We start from the raw sequence: 24,850 nt of genomic DNA on the forward strand, positions 1-24,850 counted from the left end.
GCCGCCCTCCGCGCCGAGGTCGACGACGATGGCGGGCCGCGTGTGATCGAGCAGCAGCGCGACGAAGGGCGCATGCACGCTCCAGGCGCGCGATGCCTGGGCCTGTGGCACGGAGGAGCCCTTGGGTGCGAGGCCGCAGGCGGCGGTGAAGGTGGGGAGCGTGGACATCGGAAGGCTTTGCGCGGGCGAACTCGGAGCCCGACGATTCTTCCGACATGCGGCGCCACCGACTACAGCCGGCAGGACTGAAATCGCAGCCCGGCGTTCAGTCGTGCGGGCGCGCGCAGCCGCTGCCCTAGCCGCAGGCGGCGCGCACGATCTTGCCGGTGGCCGGGTCCGTCTCGATCGTCACGCGCTCGCGCCGGTAGTCCATCGTCGCGGGCTGTCCGGGTTGAAGCTGGCGCACGAGGGAGGCTCCGGTCGACTGCCGGGCCTCGGCATCGCCGATGCGGTTCTTGCCCACGAGAGCGCTCGCCGCCTCCGGCCGGCAGATGCCGGAGACGCCGTCGTCACGCGCCTGCGGCGCGCTGCAGGCGGCGATCGACAGGACGGCCAGCGCCAGGGTCGCGGCCGGTATCAATTTCGAGGTGGAAGCCAAGGCACATCCTTTCCGTGAACATGAAGCAGTGCCTGCGTATTCCACCACGGCCCTGGTTCCATGGCCTCGTCGCGGGCCGGCGGCCGCTCACCCGATCGTGGTGCGACGGCGCTTCCATATGACGCCGTCCACCAGGTAGTGATGGAAGTTCAGGACGAAGTGCGCAATGAGAATGGTGGGAAGCCCGAGCCACAGCAGGCTCTCGCCGATGCGGCTGGCGGCGAGGTACAGGAGGGCACCGCCGATCGCGCAGGGCAGGAAGAAGCGCATCGGCGGCATCAGGACGGCGCGCCATGGCGCTGAGCGTGCCGCCGAACTTCTCGCCATCTCGCCGCCCTCCTTGCCCGTCGTGTCGTCGCGCTGCCGTTGGCGATAGACGAACACCAGGTACTGGATGTTGTGCCAGACGTTGACCACCAGCCAGCCGATGGTGATGTCGCTGATCCAGACATAGCCGACCAGCGAAACGATCAGGTGGGACAGCACGAGGCTGTCGAACGGTCCCGCCGCCTGCCTCATGCGCCTCGAATACACCAGGCATGCCAGCCAGCACGCGGCGCCGACGAGGGCTGCGGTTCCCGCGGCCACGGCCCACGCCTGCGGAACCGGCGGCAGCCAGATCGGGTAGCCGAGAAAGCTGTCGGCGCCCTGTGCACTGCGATGCAGATAGCCCCATGCGGGGAACAGATAGATCAGCCCATAGGGCAGGCTTCGCCAGGGCACCTGGGGCCTCCGGTCGTAGCGCCTCGCGATGCCGTAGCACTGGCGGGAGACATGGAAGGACTGCGCGAGGAAATAAAGGGCGAACAGCCCGGCCGCTTCGTAGGCGAGCGCGACGATCGTCAGGCCCGCCAGTACCAGGATCGGTGCGACGAAGATCAGCGCCTGGCGCATGCGGGGGCGCGAGAACATCGCGCCCAGGCGCGTGTAGGTCGCGACGATATGGGGATTGGCCAGCAGCCAGATGTCGATGTAGAGGATCGCCAGCATCATCGGCGTGGACCACGATGCCAGCGCGCCGGCCGCCAGCGCCGCGAGCAGGTTGCCGACGACCAGCCCATGCTCGCGTCGCATCGAGCCGATGGCGACGTTGCCCGACACGGACTGCGCGTGCGCCGTCATGTCGCGATGGGTGGCGTGGGCGGCGGCCGCGGCGATCCGAGAGGCGCCTGCTTGGGCGGGATCGAAAACACGGAGCCGGGGCGCAGATGGCGTTCGAGATCGGCTCGCATGGCTTCGTAGGCCGCGCTTCGGGCCGCCGTGAACCTCGACTCGAGCGTCGCGCGGCCCACGATGCCGGACAAGCCGGCCGGCGGAAGCTGCTGGTAGGGGTCGTACTCTTCGACGACCTCACAGGGATGGCAGCGTCCGTCCGCGTCGTACTGGCGGCGGAACTTCAGCGTGTAGATGGCACCGCCGTCCTTGCCCGGATCCACGGGGAAACTGAAAGCCAGCGTGTCTTCGGGCGTCCTGATGCCGCCAAGGCTTTCGACGGGGATGAAACCGGCATTCCTGTAGGCGCCCGCGACGGCCTCCTTGAGACTGGAGAATTCGATACCGGTGAAGGAGTTGCCGAACAGGTTCCGCTCGCCGGCCCACTGCCGCTTGTAGTTGAAGCGTTCCCACGCGGGATCCCTATGCCCGTTGGATTCGATCGTGGCGTACGCGTTGTCGATGGCCGGCACGAGCAGCGCGCTCAACTCGTACTGCGTCATCCATGGAAGCGTCTCGAACTCGGACGCATTCCTGATCTCGGCGAACCGCAGGAAGCAGGGGTTGCACCGCTTTCTCTCGTCGGGCAGCTCGTCGGCCGAGACGAAGATCATCGGCTTCGGCTCGACCTTCGGATAGGCATCGAACCTGAACTGGAAGATCGTCGACTTGTTCTTCTGTGCGTCCACGGCAACGAGAGAGAAGCCCGATGTCCGGAAAGCCTTGCTCACCATCGACCTGAATTCCGTGACGGTGATCTTCTGATAGGCCGCGGCCGGAATGGAGGGCCGTCCGATCTTGTAGCTGAGACCCAGCACACCCGGCAGCTGCTGTTGGGCCGAAACGGCCAGTGCGGCCAGCAAGCAGCATCCGCCCAGCAGGGCCTTGCAAATACGGGAGATGACCATCACGCATGCCTTCTGTCAAAGCGCGCCGCGCGCGCCACGTCGATCGGGGTGGAAGCGAGCTTCGGGGACTCGGCCAAGTACGCCGCGATGGGCGCAGTGCACGGCCCTCCTCGTCCCGCGTGTGCCTGCGGGACGCATCTTAGGGGCGGGAAGAAGCGCCTCGATGACGGATCGATCACATGCCGGCGGTATTTCGTCGCGGCGTTGCGTGCACCGCACGCCTCATCCAACCGGGGGATATCCAGCAGGTGTGCGACGCCGGCGTTCAGTCGACGTGGTCGTAGCGCTCGACCTGGCAGGCCTCGGTCCCCGGCTGTGTCGCGCACACCGAATACGCATGCGGCGGCGTGTTCGCGCAACCGGCAAGCAGCAGCATGGCGAACATCGACGCAAGAAGAAGCCGCGCCCGCATGCTCATTCCGCCTGCGCGATCACAAGCAGCACCGAGGCCGGCGTCTTCCCCACCGACGTGATCTTGTGCGGGATGCCCGCGTTGAAATGCGCCGTGTCGCCGGCCGACAGGGTTTCGGTACGGCTCGCGAGCTGCAGCGTGATGCGGCCCTTGAGCACGTGGAGGATCTCCTCGCCCTCGTGGTGGCTCATCGGGTGGTTGCGCACCGGCTCGTCGGTCGGGTGCAGCACGAAGGCCACCATGCGGTGGCCCGGCAGCGAGCCCGACACCAGCCGCGCCGCGCCGCCCGCGGTCGCCGGCTGCTGGCGATGGATGACCACCGGGTCCTCCTCGGACGACTCGGCGAACAGCTCCTCGACCTGCACGCCCAGCGCCTTCGACAGCTTGAGCGCGGCGCCCACCGAGGGCGTGGACACGCCGCGCTCGAGCTTGGACACGTAGCTCTTGGTCAACCCGGTGGCCTGCGCCAACCCCTCCAGCGTGAGCCCCGACTGGACCCGCAACAACTTCAACTTGATGGACATGACTTTTCTTTAGGACACTTGTGTCCTAAAATGGATTTGTTTCTCGAACCCGATCGCACACGCAACGCGGCCGATCCCGCGCCGCACAGGAGTATGGTATGTCCGCACCTTCGCCGTTCCGCCGCTGGATCGCCCCTGTCCTCGCCCTGACGCTGGCCTGCGTCGGCGCGGCGGCCCAGGCCCAGCCCTACCCCGCCAAGCCGATCCGGCTCGTGATCCCGTTCGGCGCCGGCGGCATCACCGACATGGCCGGCCGGCTCATCGGCCAGGCGCTCGGCGAGGAACTCAAGCAGCAGGTGGTGATCGACAACCGTCCCGGCGCGGGCGGCTCGATCGCCGCGCAGGCCGTGGCGCAGGCGCAGCCCGACGGCTACACGCTGCTGCTCGGCACGGTCGGCACGCAGGTGGTCAACAAGATGATCTATGCGCGGCTCGGCTACGAACCGGCGGCGCTCACGCCCGTTTCGCTGGTCAGCAACTCGCCCTATGTGCTCGCGGTCGCGGGCCTCGATGGCGTGAAGGACCTGCCCGCGCTGGCGGCCTATGCGAAGAAGAATCCCGGCACGCTGAACTTCGGCTCGGCCGGCAACGGCAGCTCGCCGCACCTCGGTCTCGAACTGTTCAAGCTCGCGACGCACAGCGACATCCTCCACGTGCCGTTCAAGAGCGGCGCCGAGGCGGTGAACGCCGCGCTCGGCGGCCAGGTCCAGATCGTGATCGACGCGATTCCCGTGATCCAGCCGCAGGCCAAGGCCGGCAAGCTGCGCATGCTCGCGATCGCCGCCGACCACCGCAACCCTGCCGTGCCCGACCTGCCCACCAGCAAGGAACAGGGCCTGGGCGAATTCCAGATCGGCTCGTGGAATGCGCTGCTGGCGCCGCCCGGCACGCCGCCGGCCCAGGTCGCGCTGGTCGACGAGGCGCTGGCGCGCGCGCTCAAGCGCCCTGCCCTGGTGGCACGCCTGGCCGAGCTCGGCATCGAGCCGCTGCCCACGGGCGCCGCCGCCTACGGCAAGCACCTGCGCGCCGAGACCGAGAAGTGGACGCGCGTGGTGCGCGCCGCGGGCACCAAGGTCGACTGATGGCCATGAAGCTCCACGACACCCTGCGCTCGGGCAATGCCTGGAAGGTGCGGCTGATGGCGGGCCTGCTCGGCGTGCCGCTCGAACGGCACACGCGCTCGATCGACCGCGGCGACCTGCGCCGGCCCGACTTCCTCGCGATCGCGCCGCTCGCGCAGGTGCCGGTGCTCGAACTGGCTGACGGCCACCGCATCGCCGAATCGATGGCGATCCTCCACTTCCTCGCGCAGGGCTCGCCGTGGTGGCCCGCCGAGCCGCTCGCGCAGGCGCGCGTGCTGACCTGGCTGTCCTTCGAACAGGAGCGCCACATGAAGCCGCTCGCGAAGCTGCGCCTGCACCTGGCGCTGCACCGCGACCGCGATCCCGCGAGCCCCGAATTCCGCGCCTACCGGCACGAGGCCCTGGCCGCGCTCGCGCTGCTCGAAGCGCGGCTCGAACGGCAAGGCCCCGACGGCTGGGTCGCCACCGACACGCACCCGAGCATCGCCGACGTGGCGCTGTACCCTTACACGCGACTCGCGCCCATGGGCGGCATCGAGCTGCAGGGTTTCGTGGCGATCCGCGCCTGGCTCGCGCGCATCGAGGACCTCGACGGCTACCAGGCACTTTTTCCCGCGCATCCCGAGAAGACCTTCTCGACCAGCGAAACCCCTTAAGGAGATCCCCCATGGCACTGCAAGACACCTTCGAACTCGCGAAGGAAGAACTCGTCGCCCAATCCATCGTTCAGATGGACCAGCACTTCGCCGAGAGCCCCTACACGCCGCGGCAGAAGCTCGCGCTGACCTGCCGCATCCTGTTCGACAACGGGCACGACTCGGGCCTCGCGGGCCAGATCACCGCGCGCACCGGCAAGCCCGGCGAATACCTCACGCAGCGCCTGGGCCTGGGCTTCGACGAGATCGCCGAGGACAACCTGCTGACGGTCGACGAGGACCTCCACGTGCTCGACGGCGCGGGCATGCCCAACCCGGCGAACCGCTTCCACTCGTGGGTGTACCGCGCGCGGCCCGACGTCAACTGCATCATCCACACCCATGCGCTGCATGCCTCGGCGCTCGGCATGCTCGAGGAGCCGCTGAAGATCAGCCACATGGACAACTGCGTGCTCTACGACGACGTGGCCTTCGTCGGCGAATGGCCCGGCGTGCCCGTGGGCAACGAGGAGGGCGAGTTCATCTCGGCCGCGCTCGGCCAGAAGCGCGCGCTGCTGCTGTCGCATCACGGCCTGCTGGTGGCGGCCACGAGCATCGAGGAAGCCTGCGTGCTGTCGATCGCCTTCGAGCGCGCCGCCAAGATGCACCTGCTGGCCGCCGCGGCCGGCACCATCCGGCCGATCGACCACCGCCTCGCGAAGGAAGCGCACGACTGGATCGTGCGGCCGCGCCGCAACACGGTGGCCTTCGAGTACTACGCACGCCGCTCGCTCAAGGACCCGCGCAACGCGGACTGCCTGCGCGCGGCCTGAGCTCCATCGTCCTTTGACAAGGAGTCCCTCGCCATGCGATGCATCGCGCTGCAGCACCTGGCCTTCGAGGACCTCGGCCTGTTCGCGCCGGTCCTGCGGGAGGCCGGCTGGACCATCGACTACCGGCAGGCCGGCGTCTCGCCGCTCGAGCCCGCGGAATGGCGCGAGGCCGACCTGGTCGTCGTGCTCGGCGGCCCGATCGCTGCCTACGACACCGGCCTCTATCCCTTCCTGCACGACGAGATCGCGGGCCTGCGCGCGCGGCTCGCGCTGGGCCGGCCCACGCTGGGCCTGTGCCTCGGCGCGCAGTTGATGGCCAGCGCGCTCGGCGCGCGCGTGTACTTCTCGGGGGGCAAGGAGATCGGCTGGGCGCCGGTCGCGCTGAGCGCGGCCGGCCAGGCATCGTGCCTCGCGCCGCTGGCCAACGTGCCGGTGCTGCACTGGCATGGCGACACCTTCGACCTGCCCGAAGGCGCCGAGCTGCTCGCGAGCACGCCGCTCACGCCGCACCAGGCCTTCAGCCATGGCCGCCACGCGCTCGCCTTGCAGTTCCATCCCGAGGCCGATCCCGCGCGCATCGAACCCTGGCTCATCGGCCATGCGTGCGAACTCGCGCAGGCTGGCATCGACATTCCGGCGCTGCGCGGCCAAAGCGCCGCGCAGGGCAACGCGCCGCAAGCGAGTGCCGCGGCGATGCTGCGCGCCTGGCTGGGCCAGCTCGAATGACGCTGGCACCGGTGCGCATCGACGCATTGCTCGTGGGCCCCGTCGCGCCGCTGCCCGATGGCCGCACACCCAGCGGCATCGTCAAGTCGCCGAGCGACGATGCGCTGTGGCTCTCGGCCACCGGCCTCGCGGGCGACGCGCAGGCCGACCTGCGCATCCATGGCGGTCCCGAGAAGGCGGTGCACCACTATCCGCGCGAGCACTACGCCGCGTGGTCCGCATGGAGCCGCCGCCATGACCTGCTGGCCGCGCCCGGTGCCTTCGGCGAGAACCTCTCGACCGTGGGCTGGGACGAAGCCAGCGTCTGCATCGGCGACGTGCTGCGGCTCGGCGAGGCGCTGGTGCAGGTGTCGCAGGGCCGGCAGCCCTGCTGGAAGCTCGACGTGCGCTTCGGCGAGCGAGGCATGGCGCGCGAGATGCAGGACAGCGGCCGCACCGGCTGGTACTACCGCGTGCTACAGCCCGGCGCGGTGCAACGCGACGCAGCGATCGCGCTGGTCGAGCGGCCGCATCCCGAGTGGCCGCTGTCGCGCCTCATCGCCCTGCTGTTCGCACGCGACGAGCGCTTCGCGCCCGAGTGGGAACGCGCGGCCGAACTGCCGGCACTCGCCGAACGCTGGCGCGCCACCTTCCGGCGCCGCGCGGCCTCGCGGCAGGTCGAGGACTGGACACCGCGCCTGTGCGTGCCGGGCGCAGACCCGCGCTGATACCCGTGCTGATGCAAGGCGGGAATACCCGCAGCCCGTGGACAGCCGACTGACAGCGCCGTCCGCGAACATGGGGCATCGATCGCGGGAGACACCCGCGCACAGGAGACACATGCCCTTCCCGACCTTCCGGCCGGCCGCCGCCGCCATCGCCGCGTGCATCGCCCTGGCCGCCTGCACGACCGCCCCCACCGCTTCCACGCCCGTCGCACGCGTCGTGCCGCCCACCGACTGCAAGGCCTGGGTCGGCACCGACCGCAACGCCGAGCTGCCCGGCTACACCCTGCGCCAGGCCGACGGCACCTCGCGCTGCGTGCCCCTGCTGCTCACGGCCGCCCACGCGCCCGCTGGTTACGCGGGCGACTTCCACGTGCAGGAGTTCACCGACGCCAAGCTCAAGGAACGCTGGGCCGCGTGCAAGAGCGATGCGGCCTGCTTCAAGCGCATCAACGACCAGATGCAGCGCTGGCTGCCGCCGAACAAGGAGCGCGCGACGCGCGTCACCGGCATGGTCGATCCGGTCGGCAAGATCGATTCGGACGGGCAGGTGAACCTGCGCGACATCCGCAAGCCCGGCTTCTTCGCGAAAGCGCCGTACAACGAAGCGGTGGCCGAGGCGGATAACCGCACGCACGTGGTGGAGTTCACCGTGCCGCGCGATCCGCTCGAGCGCCTCAAGCTCAACATGCAGGGCGACATCAAGCTGCGCGGCTGGTACGTGGAAGGCGCGGGCGTCGACGACGGACGCGGCGGCCGCAAGCGCGCGCTGGTGATCATGAGCCCAGGCGGCGGCGGCCAGCTCACGGCCATCGACCATCCCGACGAGGTGACGGTGCGCGTCGATCCCGCCACGCGCCGCGCGACATCCGTGCGCTTCCCCAACGCGACCACCGAAGGCCCCGGCATGCGCTTCTGGCGCGACCACCTGCATGCGCTGAACCGCGCGGGCTTCGACGTGCTGGCCTACGACCGGCGTGGCGAAGGCCTGTCCGGCGGCTTCAGCGACACCAACACGCTCGAGCAGAGCGAGGACATCTTCCGCGTGCTCGCGCAGATGGACAGCGGGCGCGGCCTGCGCGTGCTGATGGCCTCGGGCCAGGAGCTCGAGGGCGCGCCGGCCGCCGGCAAGCTGATGGCCGGCATGAAGTCGCGCGAGATTCCGCTGCTGCTGCTTGGCTACTCGCGCGGCTCGATGACCACCGGCTGGGCCATGACCAAGAACTACGCCGGCGGCTGCAGCTACGACATGCCGACGGTGCAGTGCAGCGCGCCCAAGGGCTACGCCAACATCAAGGGCGCGATCCTCTACGCCTCGTTCGTGAGCGGCGCGGGCTACCTGCCCGAGGCACCGGACCTCGCGGACCGCAACCTCTTCCTCGGCGGCATGGCGGCAGACAACTACGTCGCCTTCTATCCCAACTCGGCGGTGCTCGCGAACATGCCGAAGTGGCCCGCCGTGTTCTTCGCCAAGGGCCTGTGGGACCGCGCCGAAAGCCTCGAAGGCACGGTCGCGGCCTATGACCGCGTGCGCGGGCTCAAGGACATCGTCGTCTCTCGCGGCCCGCACTCGATGGAGACCTGGCCAAAGCAGGAACTCGACCGCGTGCGCGGCCGGATGGTCGCGTTCGCGACGGCCGCCGTGCAGGGCCGCACCGCGCTGCCGCAGGCGCCGCAATGGACGGACCTCAAGGGCCTCGTCGCGACCACGCCGGACGTGTGGGAGATGTCCTCGCAGCCGCGCTAGGAGCGGTTCATTCGGGCCGGCGCCGCGCGCCGATGCGGCGTGACCGCGAGGTCAGGTCGAAGGCTTGTCCTGCCCCGATGGCTCGAACGCCTGCGCAACGATCGCCTCGATCGCATCGATCTCGGCGGCCTTGAGCATGTACAGCTCTTGCGACTTCCGACGGCGCTCGGGCATCCTGCAATGGTTCTGCTGGATCCATTGGATCAACAGATTGATCGTCCTGTTCGGCAGGTCGAACGCCGAATCGATCTTTTCGAAGGCCTGGTCGTAGGCCTGCAGGTAGGCCGTCTCCTCGAGCAGCGTCTGTTCCAGGGCCGCTTCCGCACAAGCGGTGACGAACTCGGCGGCCGCCTGGCCAGCCCAGTTCCCGTAGATCATGGGCGACGACCTGAACTGGAAATCGAACCGGGCGCCGTCGACGTAGGTCACGTCCCAGAGGGCACGCGCGGGCTTGCTGAACGTCTCCAGGGCCTGCAGGTAATCCCTCTCGTGCTTCTTCATCGCCACCGACAGGGGCAGGATCGCGGGCGTTCCGCGTGTCTGCGGCAGGGCCCCGTTGTAGTTCAGGCTGTGGTGAGCCAGCAGTCGGGAAAGCCGGCCATTGCCATCGATGAAGGGATGCAGGAAGACGAAGCCGAAGCTCACCAGCGCTGCCTTGATCAGCGGTGGAACCTCGTCACCGGCATTGGCCATCTGCATGAATCCATCCATGAGGCCGGGCAAGACTTCGGGCGGTGGCGGCAGGTACCGGATCGCCAGGACGCCATGGCCGCCGCGCTGCAACCAGTTCTGGCCACTTCGAAACGCGTGTTCGGACAGCTCGGGCCGGCTGATCACGGCCTGTTGCAGCGCGGCGATGTAGGGCTCGGTGAGAGGCCTGCGATCCGCCAGATGTTGCATGGCTGCCATGAAGGCACGCGCCTTGTCGGGCGACGCATCCTCGTTCTCGATGGCATAGGAGTCGCGCGTCTCGCTCAGATAAGCCCAGTCCATGACGCGGTCGACCAGATCGACGTTGCCCGGATCGTTCACCCAGTGCTCGAGCCTTTCGAGCACCTTCGCTCCACGGCGCTCGAGCTCGGCGTCGCGAAGCATCACCGGGCAGTAGTGGTACGGACCGAGGCCGTTGAAGTTCACGCGCAATCGGGTGCTCTTCTCCCATACCGGGCCGGTGTAATGCTCTCGAGGGTCGAACATGTCGAGGTAGTTGCCTCCCGTCGTCGGCCAGGGCAGCGGCAGCTCCCGTGCGTTGGCCTTTTCCCAGACGAACGCCAGTCGCCGCAGGTTGGCGGCCTTGGGCTGCTCGACGAGTGCCTCGGCCATTTCCTCGGCAGACACCTGCTTCATGGCTTCGTGCAGGATCGCCAGTTCGACGCCCTCGTGCTTCAGCCCGAATTGCGCGTGAATCAGGATGGAGGCCTCGTCGCGCGGCGCGACCTGCCTGGGTACTGCCAGCAGGTCTGGCAGGGCCTCCACGCGCGTGACCGGTTTGATGCGTGCCGGTCTTCTCAAGGGGGGCATGCGCAGCGGGATGCGCGACAGCAACTCCTCATACCCAATCATCACCGCCTCGCTTTTTGCTTATCGGCTTAGATTTTCATTTAGAAATCGATATTTACCTAAGTTTTTACATACTCATCCCCAGCCCTCGCCCCCTTCGCCCTCAGCGGCACCAGCCAGCGCCCGGGATCGAGCGACACCTGGTCGTCGCCAACCAGCCGGCCGCCGAGCTCGCGCCATCTGCCCGCGGCCATCACTGAACCGATATTGGCCAGGCGGGCCTGCACAAGCGCGGCATCGACGGGATCGTGCAGCGGCCACATGCTGAGCGTCTCGCATCGACCAGCACCAGGTCGGCCTGCTTGCCCGGCATCACGGTGCCGATGCGGGCCGCTGCGTCAGCTCGTCGCGCAGCGATAGCTGCCCGCCGCGTTCAGATCGCCGGATCCGTTGTACTTCGGCCAGCTCGGGTAAATGCAAAGAGGCCGGCTGCGACCGGCTGTCGCGGGGTTCGCGTCTGTTGCCACCAGTTCCCCCGGCGCCTTGCCCTGCTCCACCCAGGCCTCCAGTGCGTCCAGCACCGGCACGCCGCCGGTCGCATTGAAGTGCCCGGTGCCATGGCCGTATCCCGGCACCTGGTAGAAGCGCAGGAACGCGTCGACCTGTGGCCGGCCCAGCTTCAGCAGCAGCGCGTTGTAGTAGTCGACCGATCCCTGGAAGGGGATCAGCGGATCGGAGGTGCCGTGCACCAGCAGCCACTTGCCGCCGCGCGCGACGAAGGGCTCGATGTTGGTGCTCGTGGCGTCCATGACCCCGGACAGTTCCTGAATGCGTGGCAGGTAGCTTCCCGGTGACGCGCCATCGAGACCGATCGACAGGCCCAGAGGATCCATCAACACCGCGTTGCGGATGAAGGCATCGGGCAACGCCCCCAGGCTGCCCAGCACCAGCGGATTCGGCGGAACCGGAAAGGTCGCGGTCGCGCCCAGCACCGAGGCGTAGTCCGTGGACGGCAGGAAGCCGGGATTGCTGGTCGCGCCGTTCTTGAACGCATAGGAGAACTCGGTGCGCGATTGCAGCGTGTCGACCGTCCTGATCTGGGCATCGGACAGGCAATCGTCTCCCGTATCCGCGCCGCCCTTGCAGCGCAGGTTCTGCGGCTTGAACGTGCAGGCGGCGACGTTGCCGACGATGCCGTCGACGGCGCCATCGAGCGCATCGCAGGCCGTGAGTTCGGCCGCGCGCAGGGTCTGCAGTTTCTTCGGACCGAGGAAGCCGACGCCGCCATTGCCCCACAACGCACGCGTGCCGACCTGGATGGTCATCATCTGCGGCATGTAGGCATAGGCCGGAAAGTACGTGACCACGCCGTCGTAGTCGGAAGGCCATTTCTGCATCACCTGCATGCCTTCGTGACCGCCCTTCGAGCCGCCCATGAAATAGGTCCTGGCCGGTGCCTTCCCGTAGCGCAGGCCGATCAGCTTCATCGCCACGTCGCGCGTCTTCTTCAAGGCGTCGCCGGCGTAGTTCCGGAGCATCTCGCTGTTCGATGCGAAGGCGGTGTAGAAGGGATCGGTCGGCGGTGCCTGATGCCCCGAGTCGTCGGCGAAGATGGCGTATCCACGCTGCAGCGGACTGGCGCCCGATGTCAGCGGCGTGGTCACGAGATCCGGGACCACGCCATCGAACCCGCCGCCACCGAAGTGCATCGCGTTGCCGTTCCAGTTCGTGGGGAGCACGAGGGCGAACACGATGTCCTGCGCCCCTTCGGAGACGGACGCGATGCGGCCCTTGAGCATGCAATGCTCGCCCGTCTGCCCCGCGCTCGGCACGAGGGCCGCTTCGGTGACCGTTGCGCCCTGGGTCGGCAGTCCGATCGCGGCACTGTCCACCTTGGCACCCCGCAGTGCCGCGCATGCCGTGCCTGCCGAAGGCGGCGGTGGCGGCTGCGGCGTGGCGACCGCCGACGGATCGATCTGGATGGCGCCACCACCCCCTCCACCGCCACCGCACGCTTGAAGAAGAAGCAGGACAGCCAGCAATGGCACGACGCGTCGTTTCTTGAATCCCCGCATGGATCTTTGTCTCCGTTGAAGTTGTTGATGCGACCTTGGACCTCGTCGCAACCGGCGCCTTCCACTTGCAAGGCAGTTGCGAAAAGTCCGCGGATGCTACGGGGCGGTTTCGCGTCTAGCGATTGCGAAAGGCCGCATCCGCATGGCAAAAACAATCATGTGGCGCGCGGCGCGCAAGCCGATGGAATCGGCGCGGGGATGTGCCGCCCTGCGCGTGAGCGGCGACTTCGCCTCACGAGGCGATGAAGAACACAGAGCCTGCTAGGCCCCTCGCGCAGCCTTGCCCGCCGCCTTCGGCACGAACAGCATCTTCTCGACCTGCGCCAGCAGCCGCTTCGCGAAATCGGCATCGAGCTCGGCATGCTCGAACAGCAGGCGATACCAGACCGGCCCGAACAGCAGGTCGAGCACGATGTCGTGGTCGACGTCGGCCGCGATCTCGCCGCGCTCCTGCGCCTTGCGCAGCAGGCGCAGGCCCGATTCGCGGCGCGGCAGCACCACCTTGTCACGCAGCAAGGTGGCGGTGGCCTGGTCGTACTGCGCCTCGGCCACGAGCGAGCTGAGGATCGTGCGCCACTCGCGGTCCTGCACGCGCTCGACCGTCGACACGAGGTAGCGGCGCAGCTCGCTCTTGAGCGAGGCCGCGTCCTCCACGATGGCCGTGTCGGGCAGGCCCTCCATGTAGAGCTCGATCAGCAACGCCCCCTTGCTCGGCCAGCGGCGGTAGATCGAGGTCTTCGAGACGCCGGCCAGCGCCGCGACCTGTTCCATCGCGAAGCGCGCATAGCCGTGCACGCGCAGCACCTCACGGGCCGCTTCGAGGATGGCGTCGTGCGTCTGCTGCCGGCGGCGCCGGGCGCGCGGTCCCTGTTCCACGGGCTCGGAACTCTGGTCGGGGGTGTCCTGCATGGTCATGGCGCGATTCTGACACTCCGATGCCTGTTGACATACGGTACGTACCGTTCTAAAGTTTTAGATACGGTGCGTACCGTTTACTGGAGTCAATCATGCCGCCTCGGGCTCTCCGCCGCTTCGCCGGCCTTCTCGCCCTCGTGCTTTGCTGTTCCGCGCACGCCGTTGCGTTCAAGTGGGCGTCTCAGGACGACGCCGCGACCATGGACCCTGATGCCTTCAACCACGGGCCGACCATGACCGTGCTCGGCCACATCTACGAGGGGCTGGTGCGGCGCGACCGCGAGCAGCGCATCGAGCCCGCACTCGCGCAGTCGTGGACCCAGCCGGCGCCGACCGTCTGGCGCTTTCGCCTGCGCGAGGGCGTGCGCTTCCACGACGGCAGCCTGCTGACGGCGGAGGACGTGGTGTTCTCGCTCAAGCGCGCGATGACGCCCGAATCGGACATGAAGGTGTTCGCCGCCTCGATCGCCGACGTGAAGGCGGTGGACGCCACGACCGTCGACGTCGTCACCGAATTCCCCAACGCGGCGCTGCTGCAGTCGCTGCCCGAGCTCAAGGTGATGTCCAAGGCCTGGGCCGAGAAGAACGGCGCGCTGCGCCCGGCCGACATGCGGCAGAAGAGCGAGAACTTCGCGACCCGCAATGCCAACGGCACCGGCCCCTTCAAGCTCTCGGTGCGCGAACCCGACGTGCGCACGGTGCTGGTGGCGCACACGGGCTGGTGGGACAAGCCCGGCACCAACATCACCGAGGCGACGATGGTGAAGATCTCGTCGGCCGCCACCCGCGTGGCGGCGCTGCTGTCGGGCGAGCTCGACTTCGCCTACCCGATCCCGCTGCAGGACATTCCGCGCGTCGAGGCCTCCGCCGGCTACAAGGTGCTGCAGGGGCCCGAGATCCGCAACCTGTTCCTCTCGATGGACCAGACCAGCCCCGAGCTGCGCTACGCGAGCGTCAAGGGCAGGAATCCCTTCGCCGATCGCCGCGTGCGGCTGGCGATCTACCAGGCGATCGACATCGAGGCGATCCGCAAGCGCATCCTGCGCGACTCGGCGGTGCCCACCGGCATCCTCGTGCCGCGCGGCGTGAACTCGGTCGACGCCGCCATGGTGGCGCGGCCCTTCCCCTACGACCTCGCGGCCGCGAAGAAGCTGCTCGCCGAGGCCGGCTATCCGGCGGGCTTCGAGGTCACGCTCGACTGCACCAACGACCGCTACGTCAACGACGAACAGGTCTGCACCGCGATCGCCGGCATGCTCTCGCGCATCGGCGTGAAGGTGGCGGTCAACGCACTGCCGGGCGCGCGCTTCTTCACCAAGGTGGGCGCGGGCGACTCGAGCTTCAATTTCTTCGGCTACACGCCCGTCAACCTCGACGCCTACAACACCCTCAACGTGATGATGGCGACGCGCGACGGCAAGGCCGGCCAGTGGAACGTCGGGCGCTACAGCAATCCCGAGGTCGACCGGCTGATCGGCCAGGTGCTGACCGAAATGGACCCGCAGGCGCGCACGCGGCTGGTCACGCAGGCGATGACCCTGCACCGCAACGACGTGGGCCACATCCCGCTCTACCAGCAGGGCCTGGCCTGGGGCATGCGCAAGAACGTCGACGCTGCACTGCAGAGCGACAACCGCGTCAACCTGCGCTTCATCAGCGTCCGGTAGGCCCGATGCTCGCGTTCTTCATCCGCCGACTGCTGGCGGCCGTCGGGGTGCTGGCCACCGTCGCGTTCATCGCCTTCGGCCTGTTCAAGCACGTGGGCGACCCGGTCACGCAGATGCTGGGGCCCGATGCGAGCGATGCCGACCGCGCGCGCGTGCGCCAGGAGCTGCGACTGGACGACCCCTTCGTGCTGCAGTTCGCGCGCTTCTCGGCGCGGCTCGCGCAAGGCGACCTCGGCGTGTCGCTGCGCCAGGGCCGGCCGGTGCGCGAACTGCTGGCCGAGCGCCTGCCGGCCACGCTCGAGCTCAGCCTGGTCGCCGCCGTGGTCTCGGTGGTGTCCGGCCTGTTCCTGGGCGTCGCGTGCGCGGTGCGCCCACGCAGCTGGTTCGCGCGCAGCACCATGGCGCTCTCGCTGATCGGTGCCTCTCTGCCCACCTTCCTGATCGGCATCCTGCTGATCCTGGTCTTCTCCGTCACGCTCGGCCTCCTGCCCTCCTACGGCCGCGGCGAGGTGGTGGCCATCGGCTGGTGGAAGAGCGGGCTGCTCACGCGCGACGGCTGGCTGCACCTCGCGATGCCGGCCGTCACGCTCGCGCTGTTCCAGCTCGCCCTGATCGTGCGGCTCGCGCGCGCCGAGATGATGGAGGTGCTGCGCGCCGACTACATCCGCTTCGCCCGCGCGCGCGGCATCCGCGAGCGCGCGATCCTCTACCGCCATGCGCTGCGCAACGCGCTGGTGCCGGTCGTGACGATCGTGGGGCTGCAGCTGGGCGCGGTCATCGCCTTCGCCGTGGTCACCGAAACCGTCTTCCAGTGGCCCGGCCTCGGCGCCCTGTTCGTCGATGCGATCGGCTTCGCCGACACGCCCGTCATCGCCGCGTACCTGTGCTTCGTCGCGGCCATGTACGTGTGCATCAACCTGGTCGTGGACATCCTCTATGTCGCGATCGATCCCCGTCTAGAGACAGCCTGAAAGCGGCCCGCATGAATCCCACGCCTCCCATGGCGCGCACCGTCGAAGCGGTGCGCGCGTTCCACGACGACCTGGCCCGGCTGCGCCAGGACCTCCACGCGCACCCCGAGCTCGGCTTCGAGGAGGAACGCACCGCCGCGCGCATCGCCGCCTTCCTGCAGGCGCTCGGCATCGAGGTGCACCGCCACGTGGGCCGCACCGGCGTGGTCGGCGTGCTGCACGGCCGTTCCACGGCCAGCGGCCGCAGCATCGGCCTGCGTGCAGACATGGACGCACTGCCGATCCAGGAACTCGGCGATCCGGCCTATCGCTCGTGCATTCCGGGCCGCATGCACGGCTGCGGGCACGACGGGCACTGCGCGATCCTGCTGGGCGCCGCGAAGTACCTGGCGCAGACCCGCGACTTCGACGGCACCGTCTACTTCTTCTTCCAGCCGGGCGAGGAAGGACATGCCGGCGCGCGCGAGATGATCCGCGACGGCCTGTTCGAGCGCTTCCCCGCGCAGCAGGTGTTCGCGCTGCACAACTGGCCCTCGCTGCCCGCGGGCACCATCGCGCTGAACCCCGGGCCGATGATGGCGGCGATCGACCGCTTCTCGATCCGCGTGCAGGGCCGCGGCGGACACGGCGCCCATCCGCAGCAGGCCATCGATCCGATCCTCGTCGCCTCGGAGATCGTCTCGGCGGTGCACACCATCGTGAGCCGCAACGTCAATCCGGTCGATGCGGCGGTCATCAGCTTCCAGTCCTTCCAGTCCGGCGCGCCCGAAGCCCTGTCGGTCATTCCGGACCACGCGCAGCTGCACGGCATGGTCAAGTGGTTCAAGCCCCAGGTGCAGGCCGTGCTGCGCGAACGGCTGATCGAGACCGCGGAACGCGTGGCACTGGCCTTCGGCGCCCAGGCCGAGGTGCACTACGAGGAACTCTACCCACCGACCATCAACCACCCCGAGGCCGCCGAAGCGCTCGCGCGCGTCGCATGCCGGGTGGTCGGCGAGGCACACGTGGTCCGCGACATGGAGCCCAGCATGGGATCGGAGGATTTCGCCTTCATGCTGCAGCAGCGGCCGGGCGCCTACTTCCGGCTCGGCCAGGGCATGACCGACGGCCGCTTCCTGCATCACCCGCGCTACGACTTCAACGACGCCACCATTCCGGTCGGCAGCGGCGTGTTCGCGGCCCTCGCCGAGGACCTGCTCGCGCCATGAAACAGCTCTGGACCCGATGGCTCGACAGCGAGGTCGGCCACAGCTTTCGCAGCTCGCCGGTCGCCATGGCCGCGGCGGTGGTCGCACTCGCCTGCCTGCTGGCGGCCGTCTTCGCGGGCTGGGTGTCGCCGCACGACCCGTTCGACCTGACCCGGCTCGAGCTGCTCGATGCGCGGCTGCCACCGGCATGGGCACCGGAAGGCAGTGCCAACTACCCGCTGGGCACCGACGACCAGGGACGCGACATGCTCTCGGCCGTGATCCATGGCCTGCGCATCTCGCTGGTCGTGGGCCTGGCCTCGGTCGCGGCCTCCGCCGTGGTCGGCGTCGCGCTCGGATTGCTGGCCGGCTTCGCGGGCGGCTGGGTCGACGCGCTGCTCATGCGCGTGTGCGACGTCATGCTGTCGTTCCCGCCGATCCTCACCGCGCTGCTGATCGCCGGCGTGGCGCGCTCGCTGCTGCCGAACGCGCACGCCTCGATGACCTTCGCCGTGCTGGTGCTCGCGATCTCGCTGAGCGGCTGGGTGCAGTACGCGCGCACCGTGCGCGGCGCCACCCTGTCCGAGCGCCACAAGGAGTACGTGCAGGCCGCGCAGGTCACGGGCGTCGCGCCCTTTCGCATCATGCGGCGCCATGTGCTACCCAATGTGCTCGGGCCGGTGCTGGTGCTCGCCACCATCCAGGTCTCGACCGCCATCGTGACCGAGGCGACGCTGTCCTTCCTCGGCGTGGGCGCGCCGCCGACCTCGCCCTCGCTCGGCACCTTGATCCGCGTGGGCAACAACTACCTGTTCTCGGGCGAATGGTGGATCGCGCTCTTCCCCGGCCTGATGCTGATCGCGGTCGCGCTCAGCGTGAACCTGCTGGGCGACTGGCTGCGCGACGCGCTCAACCCGAGGCTGCGATGAGCACGCCAGGAACGGATTCCATGAACATCCTCGACGTCGAAGACCTGGTGGTCGACTTTCCCGGGCGCCGCGGCACCCTGCGCGCGCTCGACGCGGTCAGCTTCTCCATCGCACCGGGCGAGATCCTCGGCGTGGTCGGCGAATCGGGCGCCGGCAAGTCGCTGACGGGCGCCTCGATCATCGGCCTGCTCGAGCCGCCCGGGCGCATCGCGGGCGGCCGCATCCGGCTGCAGGGCGAGCGCATCGACACACTCGATCACGAGGCCATGCGCCACATTCGCGGCCGCCGCATCGGCTCGATCTTCCAGGATCCGCTGACCTCGCTCAATCCGCTGTTCACCGTCGGCCAGCAACTGACCGAGGCCATCCGCACCCATCTGCGGCTCGATGCGCGGCAGGCCCGTGCCCGCGCGATCGCGCTGCTCGACGAGACCGGCATCCCGGCCGCGGCGCAGCGCATCGATCACTTCCCGCACCAGTTCTCGGGCGGCATGCGCCAGCGCGTGGTGATCGCGCTCGCGCTGGCGGCCGAACCCGTGCTGATCGTGGCCGACGAACCGACGACCGCGCTCGACGTGTCGGTGCAGGCGCAGATCGTCGCGCTGCTGCAGCGCATCTGCCGCGAGCGCGGCGCCGCCGTGATGCTGATCACCCACGACATGGGCGTGATCGCCGAGGCCTGCGACCGCGTGGCCGTGCTCTACGCCGGCCGCGTGGCCGAGATCGGGCCGGTGCACGACGTGGTGCGGCACGCCGCCCATCCCTACGCAGCCGGACTGATGGCCTCGATTCCCGACATGGACTCCTCGCCCGAGCGGCTCGCGCAGATCGACGGCGCGATGCCGCGCCTGAACCGCATTCCTCCCGGCTGCGCCTTCCATCCGCGCTGCGGCCAGGCCTTCGCGCGCTGCACGCAGGAACGGCCCGAGCTGATCGCCGCGGGCGCGACGCATGCGGCCTGCTGGCTGCATGCGCGCACCACGGCAAGCCCCCTCTCCCCCCGCCCTTCCCTCGCCCTCCCATGACAGCCCTCGTCCAAGCCCACGACCTCGCACGCACCTTCGACGTCTCGCCGCCCTGGCTCAACCGCGTGCTCGAGCGCAAGCCGCGCGTGCTGCTGCACGCGGTGGACGGCGTGAGCTTCTCGATCGAGCGCGGCAAGACGCTCGCGCTGGTCGGCGAATCGGGCTGCGGCAAGAGCACGGTCGCGCGCCTGCTCGTGGGCCTGTACGCGCCCACGCGCGGCGGGTTGCAGTTCGACGGCCAGGACGCGCACGCGGCCTTCAAGACCGCCGAGGGCCGCAAGCTGCGCCGGCGCATCCAGATGATCTTCCAGGACCCCTACGCGAGCCTCAACCCGCGCTGGATCGTCGAGGACATCATCGGCGAGCCGCTGCGCGAGCACGGCATCCTCAGCGACAAGGCCCAGCTGCGCGAGCGCGTGGGCCAGTTGCTGCAGTCGGTGGGCCTGTCGCCGTTGGACATGAGCAAGTACCCGCACCAGTTCTCGGGCGGCCAGCGCCAGCGCATCTCGATCGCGCGCGCGCTGGCCACGCAGCCCGAGTTCCTGGTCTGCGACGAGCCCACCTCGGCGCTCGACGTGAGCGTGCAGGCGCAGGTGCTCAACATCATGAAGGACCTGCAGCGCGAGCAGGGCCTGACCTACCTGTTCATCTCGCACAACCTCGCGGTGGTCCGCCACGTGGCCGACCAGGTGGGCGTGATGTACCTGGGGCGGTTGGTGGAGGTGGCGGACAAGCAGAAGCTGTTCGCGACGCCGCAGCATCCGTACACGCGCATGCTGCTCGACGCGATCCCGCAGATGAAGCACACGGGGCGCGCGCGCACGCCGGTGCAGGGCGAGGTGCCGAACCCGCTCAATCCGCCGGCGGGCTGCGCCTTCCATCCGCGCTGCCCGCACGCCAATGCGCGCTGCTCGGCCGAGCGGCCGAAGCTCCAGAGCATCCGTGGCGTGCAGGTGGCCTGCCATGCGGTGGAAGAGGGCCGTGCCTGAACGGCCCCCGCCCTCAGGGCGTGTCGGCGAGCCGCCGGATCGCCTCGACCGCGCCGGGGTTCTCGAGGGCCGAGAGATCGCCCGGCGGCTGTCCCGCGAGCACGCGGCGGATGACCCGGCGCATCGCCTTGCCATTGCGCGTGCGCGGCAGATCGTCGACGCAATGCACGACCGCGGGCCGAAAAGGCTTGCCGAGAGCAGCTTCGATGGCGGCCGCCGCGCGCGCCGCCAGGTCGTCGCCTTCCGGGGCCCCATCCCCCGCCGACTGCGGTACCAGCACCAGCACCAGCTTCTGCCCCTTCACCGGATCGGACAGGCCGACCGCGGCGGCGTCCTTCAGCGGGAGCGCGGCCAGCAGCACGGCCTCGACCTCGGCCGGTCCGAGCCGCTTGCCCGCGATCTTGAGCGTGTCGTCCGAGCGACCGAGCACGAAGAAATGGCCCTCGCCATCCTCGTAGACCAGGTCGCCATGCACCCAGCGGCCCGGCACCGCCTGCCAGTAGGCCTCGAGGTAGCGTGCATCGTCGCGCCAGAAGCCCTGCGTCATGCCCACGAAGGGCTGAGCGATGGTCAGTTCGCCCGGCACGCCGACCACCCGCGCGCCCGTGTCGTCGGCCACGAAGGCCTGCACGCCCGGCGAGGCGCTGTTGAAGCCCGAGGCCTTGATCGGCCGCACCGGCACATTGGCGAGGATGGCGCCAGACGCCTCCGTCCCGCCCGTGTAGTTGATGAGCGGCAGCGCGCCGCGACCGAAGCGGCGGAAGAACCATTCGAAATGCTCGGGATCGAGCACCTCGCCGGCCGCCATCAGAACACGCAGGCTGCGCAGGTCGCCCCGCGTGGCCGCGTCGGCATGCGCCGCCAGGCTGCGGATCAAGGTGGGCGAGGCACCGAAATGCGTCACGCCATGCCGCTCGATCATCGACGCGAAGCGCGACCAGTCGGGGAAGTCGGGCGCCCCGTCATAGCACAGCAGCGTGGCGCCGGCGATCAGCGCGCCGATGACCGTGATCGGCCCGACGATCCAGCCCATGTCCGAAGGCCAGCACCAGGTGTCGCCGGCCCGCAGCTCGAAATGGAAGGCGCTGTCGTGCGCGATCTTGAGCGGGAAGCCGCCATGCACATGCACCGTGCCCTTGGGCGCGCCCGTGGTGCCCGAGGTGAACACGATCATGAAGGGATCGTTGGGATCCATCGAGACGAAGTCCGCGATCGGCTCGGCGCCGGCGAGCTCTTCCCATGGGCGGCACTCGCGGGCGCCTTCGATGGCATCGCGGTCGCCGAGCACCACCACCTGCGCGAGCACGGGCAGGCGCCCCAGCGCCTCGTTGACGGCCGCGGCCGCCGACACCCGGCGGCCGCGCCGCATGAAGCCTTCGGCCGCGATCAGCATGCGCGCCTGCGCGAGCTCGAGCCGCGAAACGATGGCCTCGGCACCGAAGCCGGTGAACAGCGGCACGCACACGGCCCCGAGCGCGGCGATGGCGAGGAAGGCGATGGCCGCTTCCGCACCCATCGGCAGCATCAGCCCGATGCGGTCGCCGGGTGCGATGCCCATCGCGCGCAGGCCGCCGGCGAAGCGCCGCACGCGCAGCGCGAGTTCCGCGTGGCTGATCCTTTCGACGCGACCGTCCTCGGCCTCCGCGATCAGCGCGGGCTGCGTCGCGCGCCCGGGATCGCAGGACCAGCGCAATGCGCTGCGCACCCAGTTCAGCCGGCCGCCGTCGAACCAGCGCGGATGCGCGGCATCGGGTGCATCGGTGCGAAAGCGTTGCCAGGGCGCATCCCAGACGATGTCGAGCTGCGCCAGCACGTGTCGCCAGTAGCTCGCCGGATCGTCCACCGAGACCCGGTGCAGTTCGTCATAACCCGCCAGGCCCATGCGATGGGCGAGCGCGGTCAGTGGCGCCGAGGCGATGCGTTCGGCATCGGGCCGCCAGAGCGCGAGATCGGGAAATTCCATGCATCGTCCTCCGTTCCTGCCGGCTCAGCCGCCGCGCCGGCGCGCGGCACGGAAATCGGGCGCGCGCTTCGCGAGAAAGGCCTCTACGCCTTCGCGCGATTCCGCCGTGCCGTAGTAGAGCGCCAGCGCCTCGAAGCCCAGGGCGCCGATGGCGCGGATGTTCTCGGAGTCCGCATTGAACGAGCGCTTCGCGATCGCGATGGCGGTCGGGCTCTTCGCGAGGATCTCGGCACACCAGCGCGCCACCTCCGCATCGAGTTCGTCGGGCGGAACGACGCGGTTGACCAGGCCCATGGCCAGCGCCTCGTCGGCGCCGTAGCGGCGACACAGAAACCACATCTCGCGCGCGCGCTTCTCGCCGGCCACGCGCGCGAGCAGCGCGGTACCGAAGCCCGGATCGACCGAACCCACCTTCGGTCCGACCTGGCCGAAGACCGCGTCAGTGCTCGCGATGGCGAGGTCGCACACTGTGACCAGCACGTTGCCGCCGCCGATCGCGTAGCCCTGCACGCGCGCGATCACCGGCTTGGGGATGTCGCGGATCAGGCTCTGCAGCTCGTCCATCGGCAGGCCGATGGTGCCGCGCCCGCCATAGCCGCCTTGCCCTTCGCCATGGTCGGACTGGTCGCCCCCCGTGCAGAAGGCCTTGTCGCCGGCACCGGCGAGCACGACCGCGCCGATGTCGCGGTTCCACCCGGCGCGGCCGATCGCGTGCAGCAGCTCTTCCACCGTGCGGCCGCGCAGCGCGTTGTAGCGCGCGGGCCGATCGATGGTGACGCGCGCGACGCCATCCTTCTCTTCATAGCGGATGTCCTCGTAGTCGAAGGCGTCGTTCACAGCGCCGCCTCCACCACCGACAACGCGGCATCGAAGGCTTCCAGCCCCTGCGACAGTTCCTCGCGGGTGATCACGAACGGTGGCGACACCATCGCCACGTTGTAGCGGCCATAGGCATGCACACCGCGCTTCATCAGCTCGCCGTAGAACAGCTTCATCGGCGCCGAGCCCCCGGGATGGTGCCATTCCACCAGCGGCTCGCGCGTCTCGCGGTCCTTCACCAGTTCGAGGCCGAAATGCGCGCCGAGCCCGCGCACGTCGCCCACCACCGGGTGCCTGCGCTGCAGTTCGCCGAGCCCCTCGCGCAGCCAGCCCTCGATCTCGAGGGCACGTTCGAACAAGCCCTCCTCGAGGTAGACCCGCAGCGCGGCGACGCCGCCCGCGACGGCCAGCACATGGCCCGCATGCGTATGGCCCACGTCGAACAGCTCGGTGTCGAAGTGGCTCGCCACGCCTTCGCGCACCAGCACGCCACCCAGCGGCGTGTACGAGGAGCTGGCGCCCTTGGCGAAGGACATGAGGTCGGGCAGCACGCCGAGCCGCGTCGCGGCGAAGGCGGCGCCGGTGCGGCCGAAGCCGGTCATCACCTCGTCGTACACCAGCAGGATGCCGTGGCGGTCGCACAGCGCGCGCACGCCCTGCAGGTAGCCCTCGGGATAGATCACCATGCCGCTCGATCCCGTCATCGGCTCGAGCACGATGGCCGCGACGTTGTGCGCGCCCTCGTGCGACAGCACCTGCTCGAGATGCTGCAGCGCGCGCCGCGATTCCTCGGCCGGCTCGCGCGTGTGGAACGGGCTGCGATACGGATAGGGAGTGAAGAACTTCACCATGCCCGGCAGGTTCGGCAGCGGGTCGCGCCAGCGGTCCACGCCCGTCAGCGCGCTGCCGCCGATGGTGCTGCCGTGGTAGGAGCGGTAGGCGGTCAGCACCTTGGGCCGCCGCGTGACGAGGCGCGCGATCTTCACCGCATCGTCGTTGGCCTCGCCGCCGCCGCTCGCGAAGTGCACGCGCAGCCCCTCGCTCCACGGCGAGATGCGGTTCAGCAGCTCGGCGTATTCGGCGCGCACGTCGTTGAAGTAGCTCGAGGCCACCCAGCACAGCCGCTCGGCCTGCTGCTGGATCGCGCGCACCACCTTCGGATGCCCGTGGCCCAGCGGCACCGCCACGTAGCCGCTGGTCATGTCGAGATAGGCCTTGCCGTTGGTGTCGTGGAAGTGGCAGCCCTTGGCGTGCGTGATCACGGGCGGGTTGAGCCCGCCCTGTACCGACCACGACACCAGCACCTGCCGGTAGGCGGCGGGCAGGCTCGCGTTGGCCTGGCCATGGATCTGAAGGTCCATCGTCTGTCCTCTGTGTTGTTGCGTAAAGAAAAGTTGAAGCGGATCGCTGCGATGAAGCATAGGAATGC

The 24,850-nt window shown here is 69.2% G+C and carries 23 protein-coding genes; 12 read left to right on the plus strand and 11 right to left on the minus strand.

Features of this window, described 5'->3' with window-relative positions:
* Positions 1–295: 295 nt before the first annotated feature.
* The 4 genes from AC27VN_RS03175 to AC27VN_RS03190 form a co-directional block, all read right to left on the minus strand.
* On the minus strand, positions 296–598 hold the full coding sequence (locus tag AC27VN_RS03175) for an I78 family peptidase inhibitor (RefSeq protein WP_490875598.1): 303 nt from the start codon (positions 596–598) through the stop codon (positions 296–298).
* Between the two features lie 87 nt (positions 599–685).
* Positions 686–1,720, minus strand: coding sequence for a hypothetical protein (locus tag AC27VN_RS03180; RefSeq protein WP_490875599.1), 1,035 nt, complete (start codon positions 1,718–1,720; stop codon positions 686–688).
* On the minus strand, positions 1,717–2,718 hold the full coding sequence (locus tag AC27VN_RS03185; protein ID WP_490875620.1) for a hypothetical protein: 1,002 nt from the start codon (positions 2,716–2,718) through the stop codon (positions 1,717–1,719). The genes AC27VN_RS03180 and AC27VN_RS03185 overlap by 4 nt, the downstream gene beginning before the upstream one ends.
* Before the next feature lie 414 nt (positions 2,719–3,132).
* Positions 3,133–3,654, minus strand: coding sequence for a helix-turn-helix domain-containing protein (locus AC27VN_RS03190; protein ID WP_208508864.1), 522 nt, complete (start codon positions 3,652–3,654; stop codon positions 3,133–3,135).
* A 98-nt stretch (positions 3,655–3,752) separates the two neighbouring features.
* On the opposite strand from AC27VN_RS03190, the gene AC27VN_RS03195 reads away from it, so the two are divergent.
* The 6 genes from AC27VN_RS03195 (at position 3,753) to AC27VN_RS03220 (ending at position 9,381) form a co-directional block, all read left to right on the plus strand.
* Positions 3,753–4,736 carry a Bug family tripartite tricarboxylate transporter substrate binding protein gene (locus AC27VN_RS03195; protein WP_490875600.1) on the plus strand — a complete coding sequence of 328 codons (984 nt, stop codon included), beginning with the start codon at positions 3,753–3,755 and terminating at the stop codon, positions 4,734–4,736.
* A gap of 5 nt (positions 4,737–4,741) precedes the next feature.
* On the plus strand, positions 4,742–5,392 hold the full coding sequence (locus AC27VN_RS03200; protein ID WP_490875601.1) for a glutathione S-transferase family protein: 651 nt from the start codon (positions 4,742–4,744) through the stop codon (positions 5,390–5,392).
* A 17-nt stretch (positions 5,393–5,409) separates the two neighbouring features.
* The gene (locus tag AC27VN_RS03205) at positions 5,410–6,204 is read left to right on the plus strand and encodes an aldolase (protein ID WP_490875621.1); all 795 of its coding nucleotides are present in this window, start codon (positions 5,410–5,412) and stop codon (positions 6,202–6,204) included.
* 33 nt (positions 6,205–6,237) lie between these two features.
* Complete coding sequence (locus AC27VN_RS03210; protein ID WP_490875602.1) at positions 6,238–6,930, plus strand: glutamine amidotransferase; 693 nt, start codon at positions 6,238–6,240, stop codon at positions 6,928–6,930.
* Entirely contained in the window at positions 6,927–7,637 is a 711-nt protein-coding gene (locus tag AC27VN_RS03215) for an MOSC domain-containing protein (RefSeq protein ID WP_490875603.1), read from the plus strand. The genes AC27VN_RS03210 and AC27VN_RS03215 overlap by 4 nt, the downstream gene beginning before the upstream one ends.
* A gap of 112 nt (positions 7,638–7,749) precedes the next feature.
* The gene (locus tag AC27VN_RS03220; RefSeq protein ID WP_490875604.1) at positions 7,750–9,381 is read left to right on the plus strand and encodes a hypothetical protein; all 1,632 of its coding nucleotides are present in this window, start codon (positions 7,750–7,752) and stop codon (positions 9,379–9,381) included.
* 51 nt (positions 9,382–9,432) lie between these two features.
* Here AC27VN_RS03220 and AC27VN_RS03225 read toward each other — a convergent pair whose 3' ends face one another.
* The 4 genes from AC27VN_RS03225 to AC27VN_RS03240 all read right to left on the minus strand — a co-directional run bounded on the left by AC27VN_RS03225 (position 9,433) and on the right by AC27VN_RS03240 (position 13,871).
* Positions 9,433–10,944, minus strand: coding sequence for a Fic family protein (locus AC27VN_RS03225; protein ID WP_490875605.1), 1,512 nt, complete (start codon positions 10,942–10,944; stop codon positions 9,433–9,435).
* A gap of 56 nt (positions 10,945–11,000) precedes the next feature.
* Positions 11,001–11,204, minus strand: a complete 204-nt coding sequence (locus tag AC27VN_RS03230; protein ID WP_490875606.1) for a hypothetical protein — start codon at positions 11,202–11,204, stop codon at positions 11,001–11,003.
* A gap of 75 nt (positions 11,205–11,279) precedes the next feature.
* Positions 11,280–12,956, minus strand: a complete 1,677-nt coding sequence (locus AC27VN_RS03235) for a tannase/feruloyl esterase family alpha/beta hydrolase (protein WP_490875607.1) — start codon at positions 12,954–12,956, stop codon at positions 11,280–11,282.
* Between the two features lie 261 nt (positions 12,957–13,217).
* Entirely contained in the window at positions 13,218–13,871 is a 654-nt protein-coding gene (locus tag AC27VN_RS03240) for a TetR/AcrR family transcriptional regulator (RefSeq protein ID WP_093354835.1), read from the minus strand.
* A 200-nt stretch (positions 13,872–14,071) separates the two neighbouring features.
* Here AC27VN_RS03240 and AC27VN_RS03245 point away from each other — a divergent pair, with 200 nt between their 5' ends.
* Genes AC27VN_RS03245 through AC27VN_RS03270 form a run of 6 tightly spaced genes read left to right on the plus strand, consistent with a single transcriptional unit; the run spans position 14,072 to position 20,639 of the window.
* Complete coding sequence (locus tag AC27VN_RS03245) at positions 14,072–15,538, plus strand: ABC transporter substrate-binding protein (RefSeq protein ID WP_490875608.1); 1,467 nt, start codon at positions 14,072–14,074, stop codon at positions 15,536–15,538.
* A gap of 5 nt (positions 15,539–15,543) precedes the next feature.
* Positions 15,544–16,509 carry an ABC transporter permease gene (locus AC27VN_RS03250; protein WP_490875609.1) on the plus strand — a complete coding sequence of 322 codons (966 nt, stop codon included), beginning with the start codon at positions 15,544–15,546 and terminating at the stop codon, positions 16,507–16,509.
* 11 nt (positions 16,510–16,520) lie between these two features.
* Positions 16,521–17,717 carry a M20 aminoacylase family protein gene (locus AC27VN_RS03255; protein WP_490875610.1) on the plus strand — a complete coding sequence of 399 codons (1,197 nt, stop codon included), beginning with the start codon at positions 16,521–16,523 and terminating at the stop codon, positions 17,715–17,717.
* Positions 17,714–18,625: an ABC transporter permease gene (locus AC27VN_RS03260; RefSeq protein WP_490875611.1), complete on the plus strand. Its 912-nt coding sequence runs from the start codon at positions 17,714–17,716 to the stop codon at positions 18,623–18,625. Before AC27VN_RS03255 ends, AC27VN_RS03260 begins: the two co-directional genes overlap by 4 nt.
* 20 nt (positions 18,626–18,645) lie before the next feature.
* Complete coding sequence (locus tag AC27VN_RS03265) at positions 18,646–19,650, plus strand: ABC transporter ATP-binding protein (RefSeq protein ID WP_490875612.1); 1,005 nt, start codon at positions 18,646–18,648, stop codon at positions 19,648–19,650.
* Complete coding sequence (locus AC27VN_RS03270; protein ID WP_395347067.1) at positions 19,647–20,639, plus strand: ABC transporter ATP-binding protein; 993 nt, start codon at positions 19,647–19,649, stop codon at positions 20,637–20,639. Before AC27VN_RS03265 ends, AC27VN_RS03270 begins: the two co-directional genes overlap by 4 nt.
* A 13-nt stretch (positions 20,640–20,652) precedes the next feature.
* Here AC27VN_RS03270 and AC27VN_RS03275 read toward each other — a convergent pair whose 3' ends face one another.
* The 3 genes from AC27VN_RS03275 to AC27VN_RS03285 are packed head-to-tail and all read right to left on the minus strand — an operon-like array spanning position 20,653 to position 24,782.
* Positions 20,653–22,602, minus strand: coding sequence for an AMP-binding protein (locus tag AC27VN_RS03275; RefSeq protein ID WP_490875613.1), 1,950 nt, complete (start codon positions 22,600–22,602; stop codon positions 20,653–20,655).
* A gap of 24 nt (positions 22,603–22,626) precedes the next feature.
* The gene (locus AC27VN_RS03280; RefSeq protein ID WP_490875614.1) at positions 22,627–23,439 is read right to left on the minus strand and encodes an enoyl-CoA hydratase-related protein; all 813 of its coding nucleotides are present in this window, start codon (positions 23,437–23,439) and stop codon (positions 22,627–22,629) included.
* Entirely contained in the window at positions 23,436–24,782 is a 1,347-nt protein-coding gene (locus tag AC27VN_RS03285; RefSeq protein WP_057597089.1) for an aminotransferase class III-fold pyridoxal phosphate-dependent enzyme, read from the minus strand. Before AC27VN_RS03285 ends, AC27VN_RS03280 begins: the two co-directional genes overlap by 4 nt.
* Positions 24,783–24,850 lie beyond the last annotated feature (68 nt).

This window comes from Variovorax sp. 20P10.2.4, assembly GCF_058244205.1.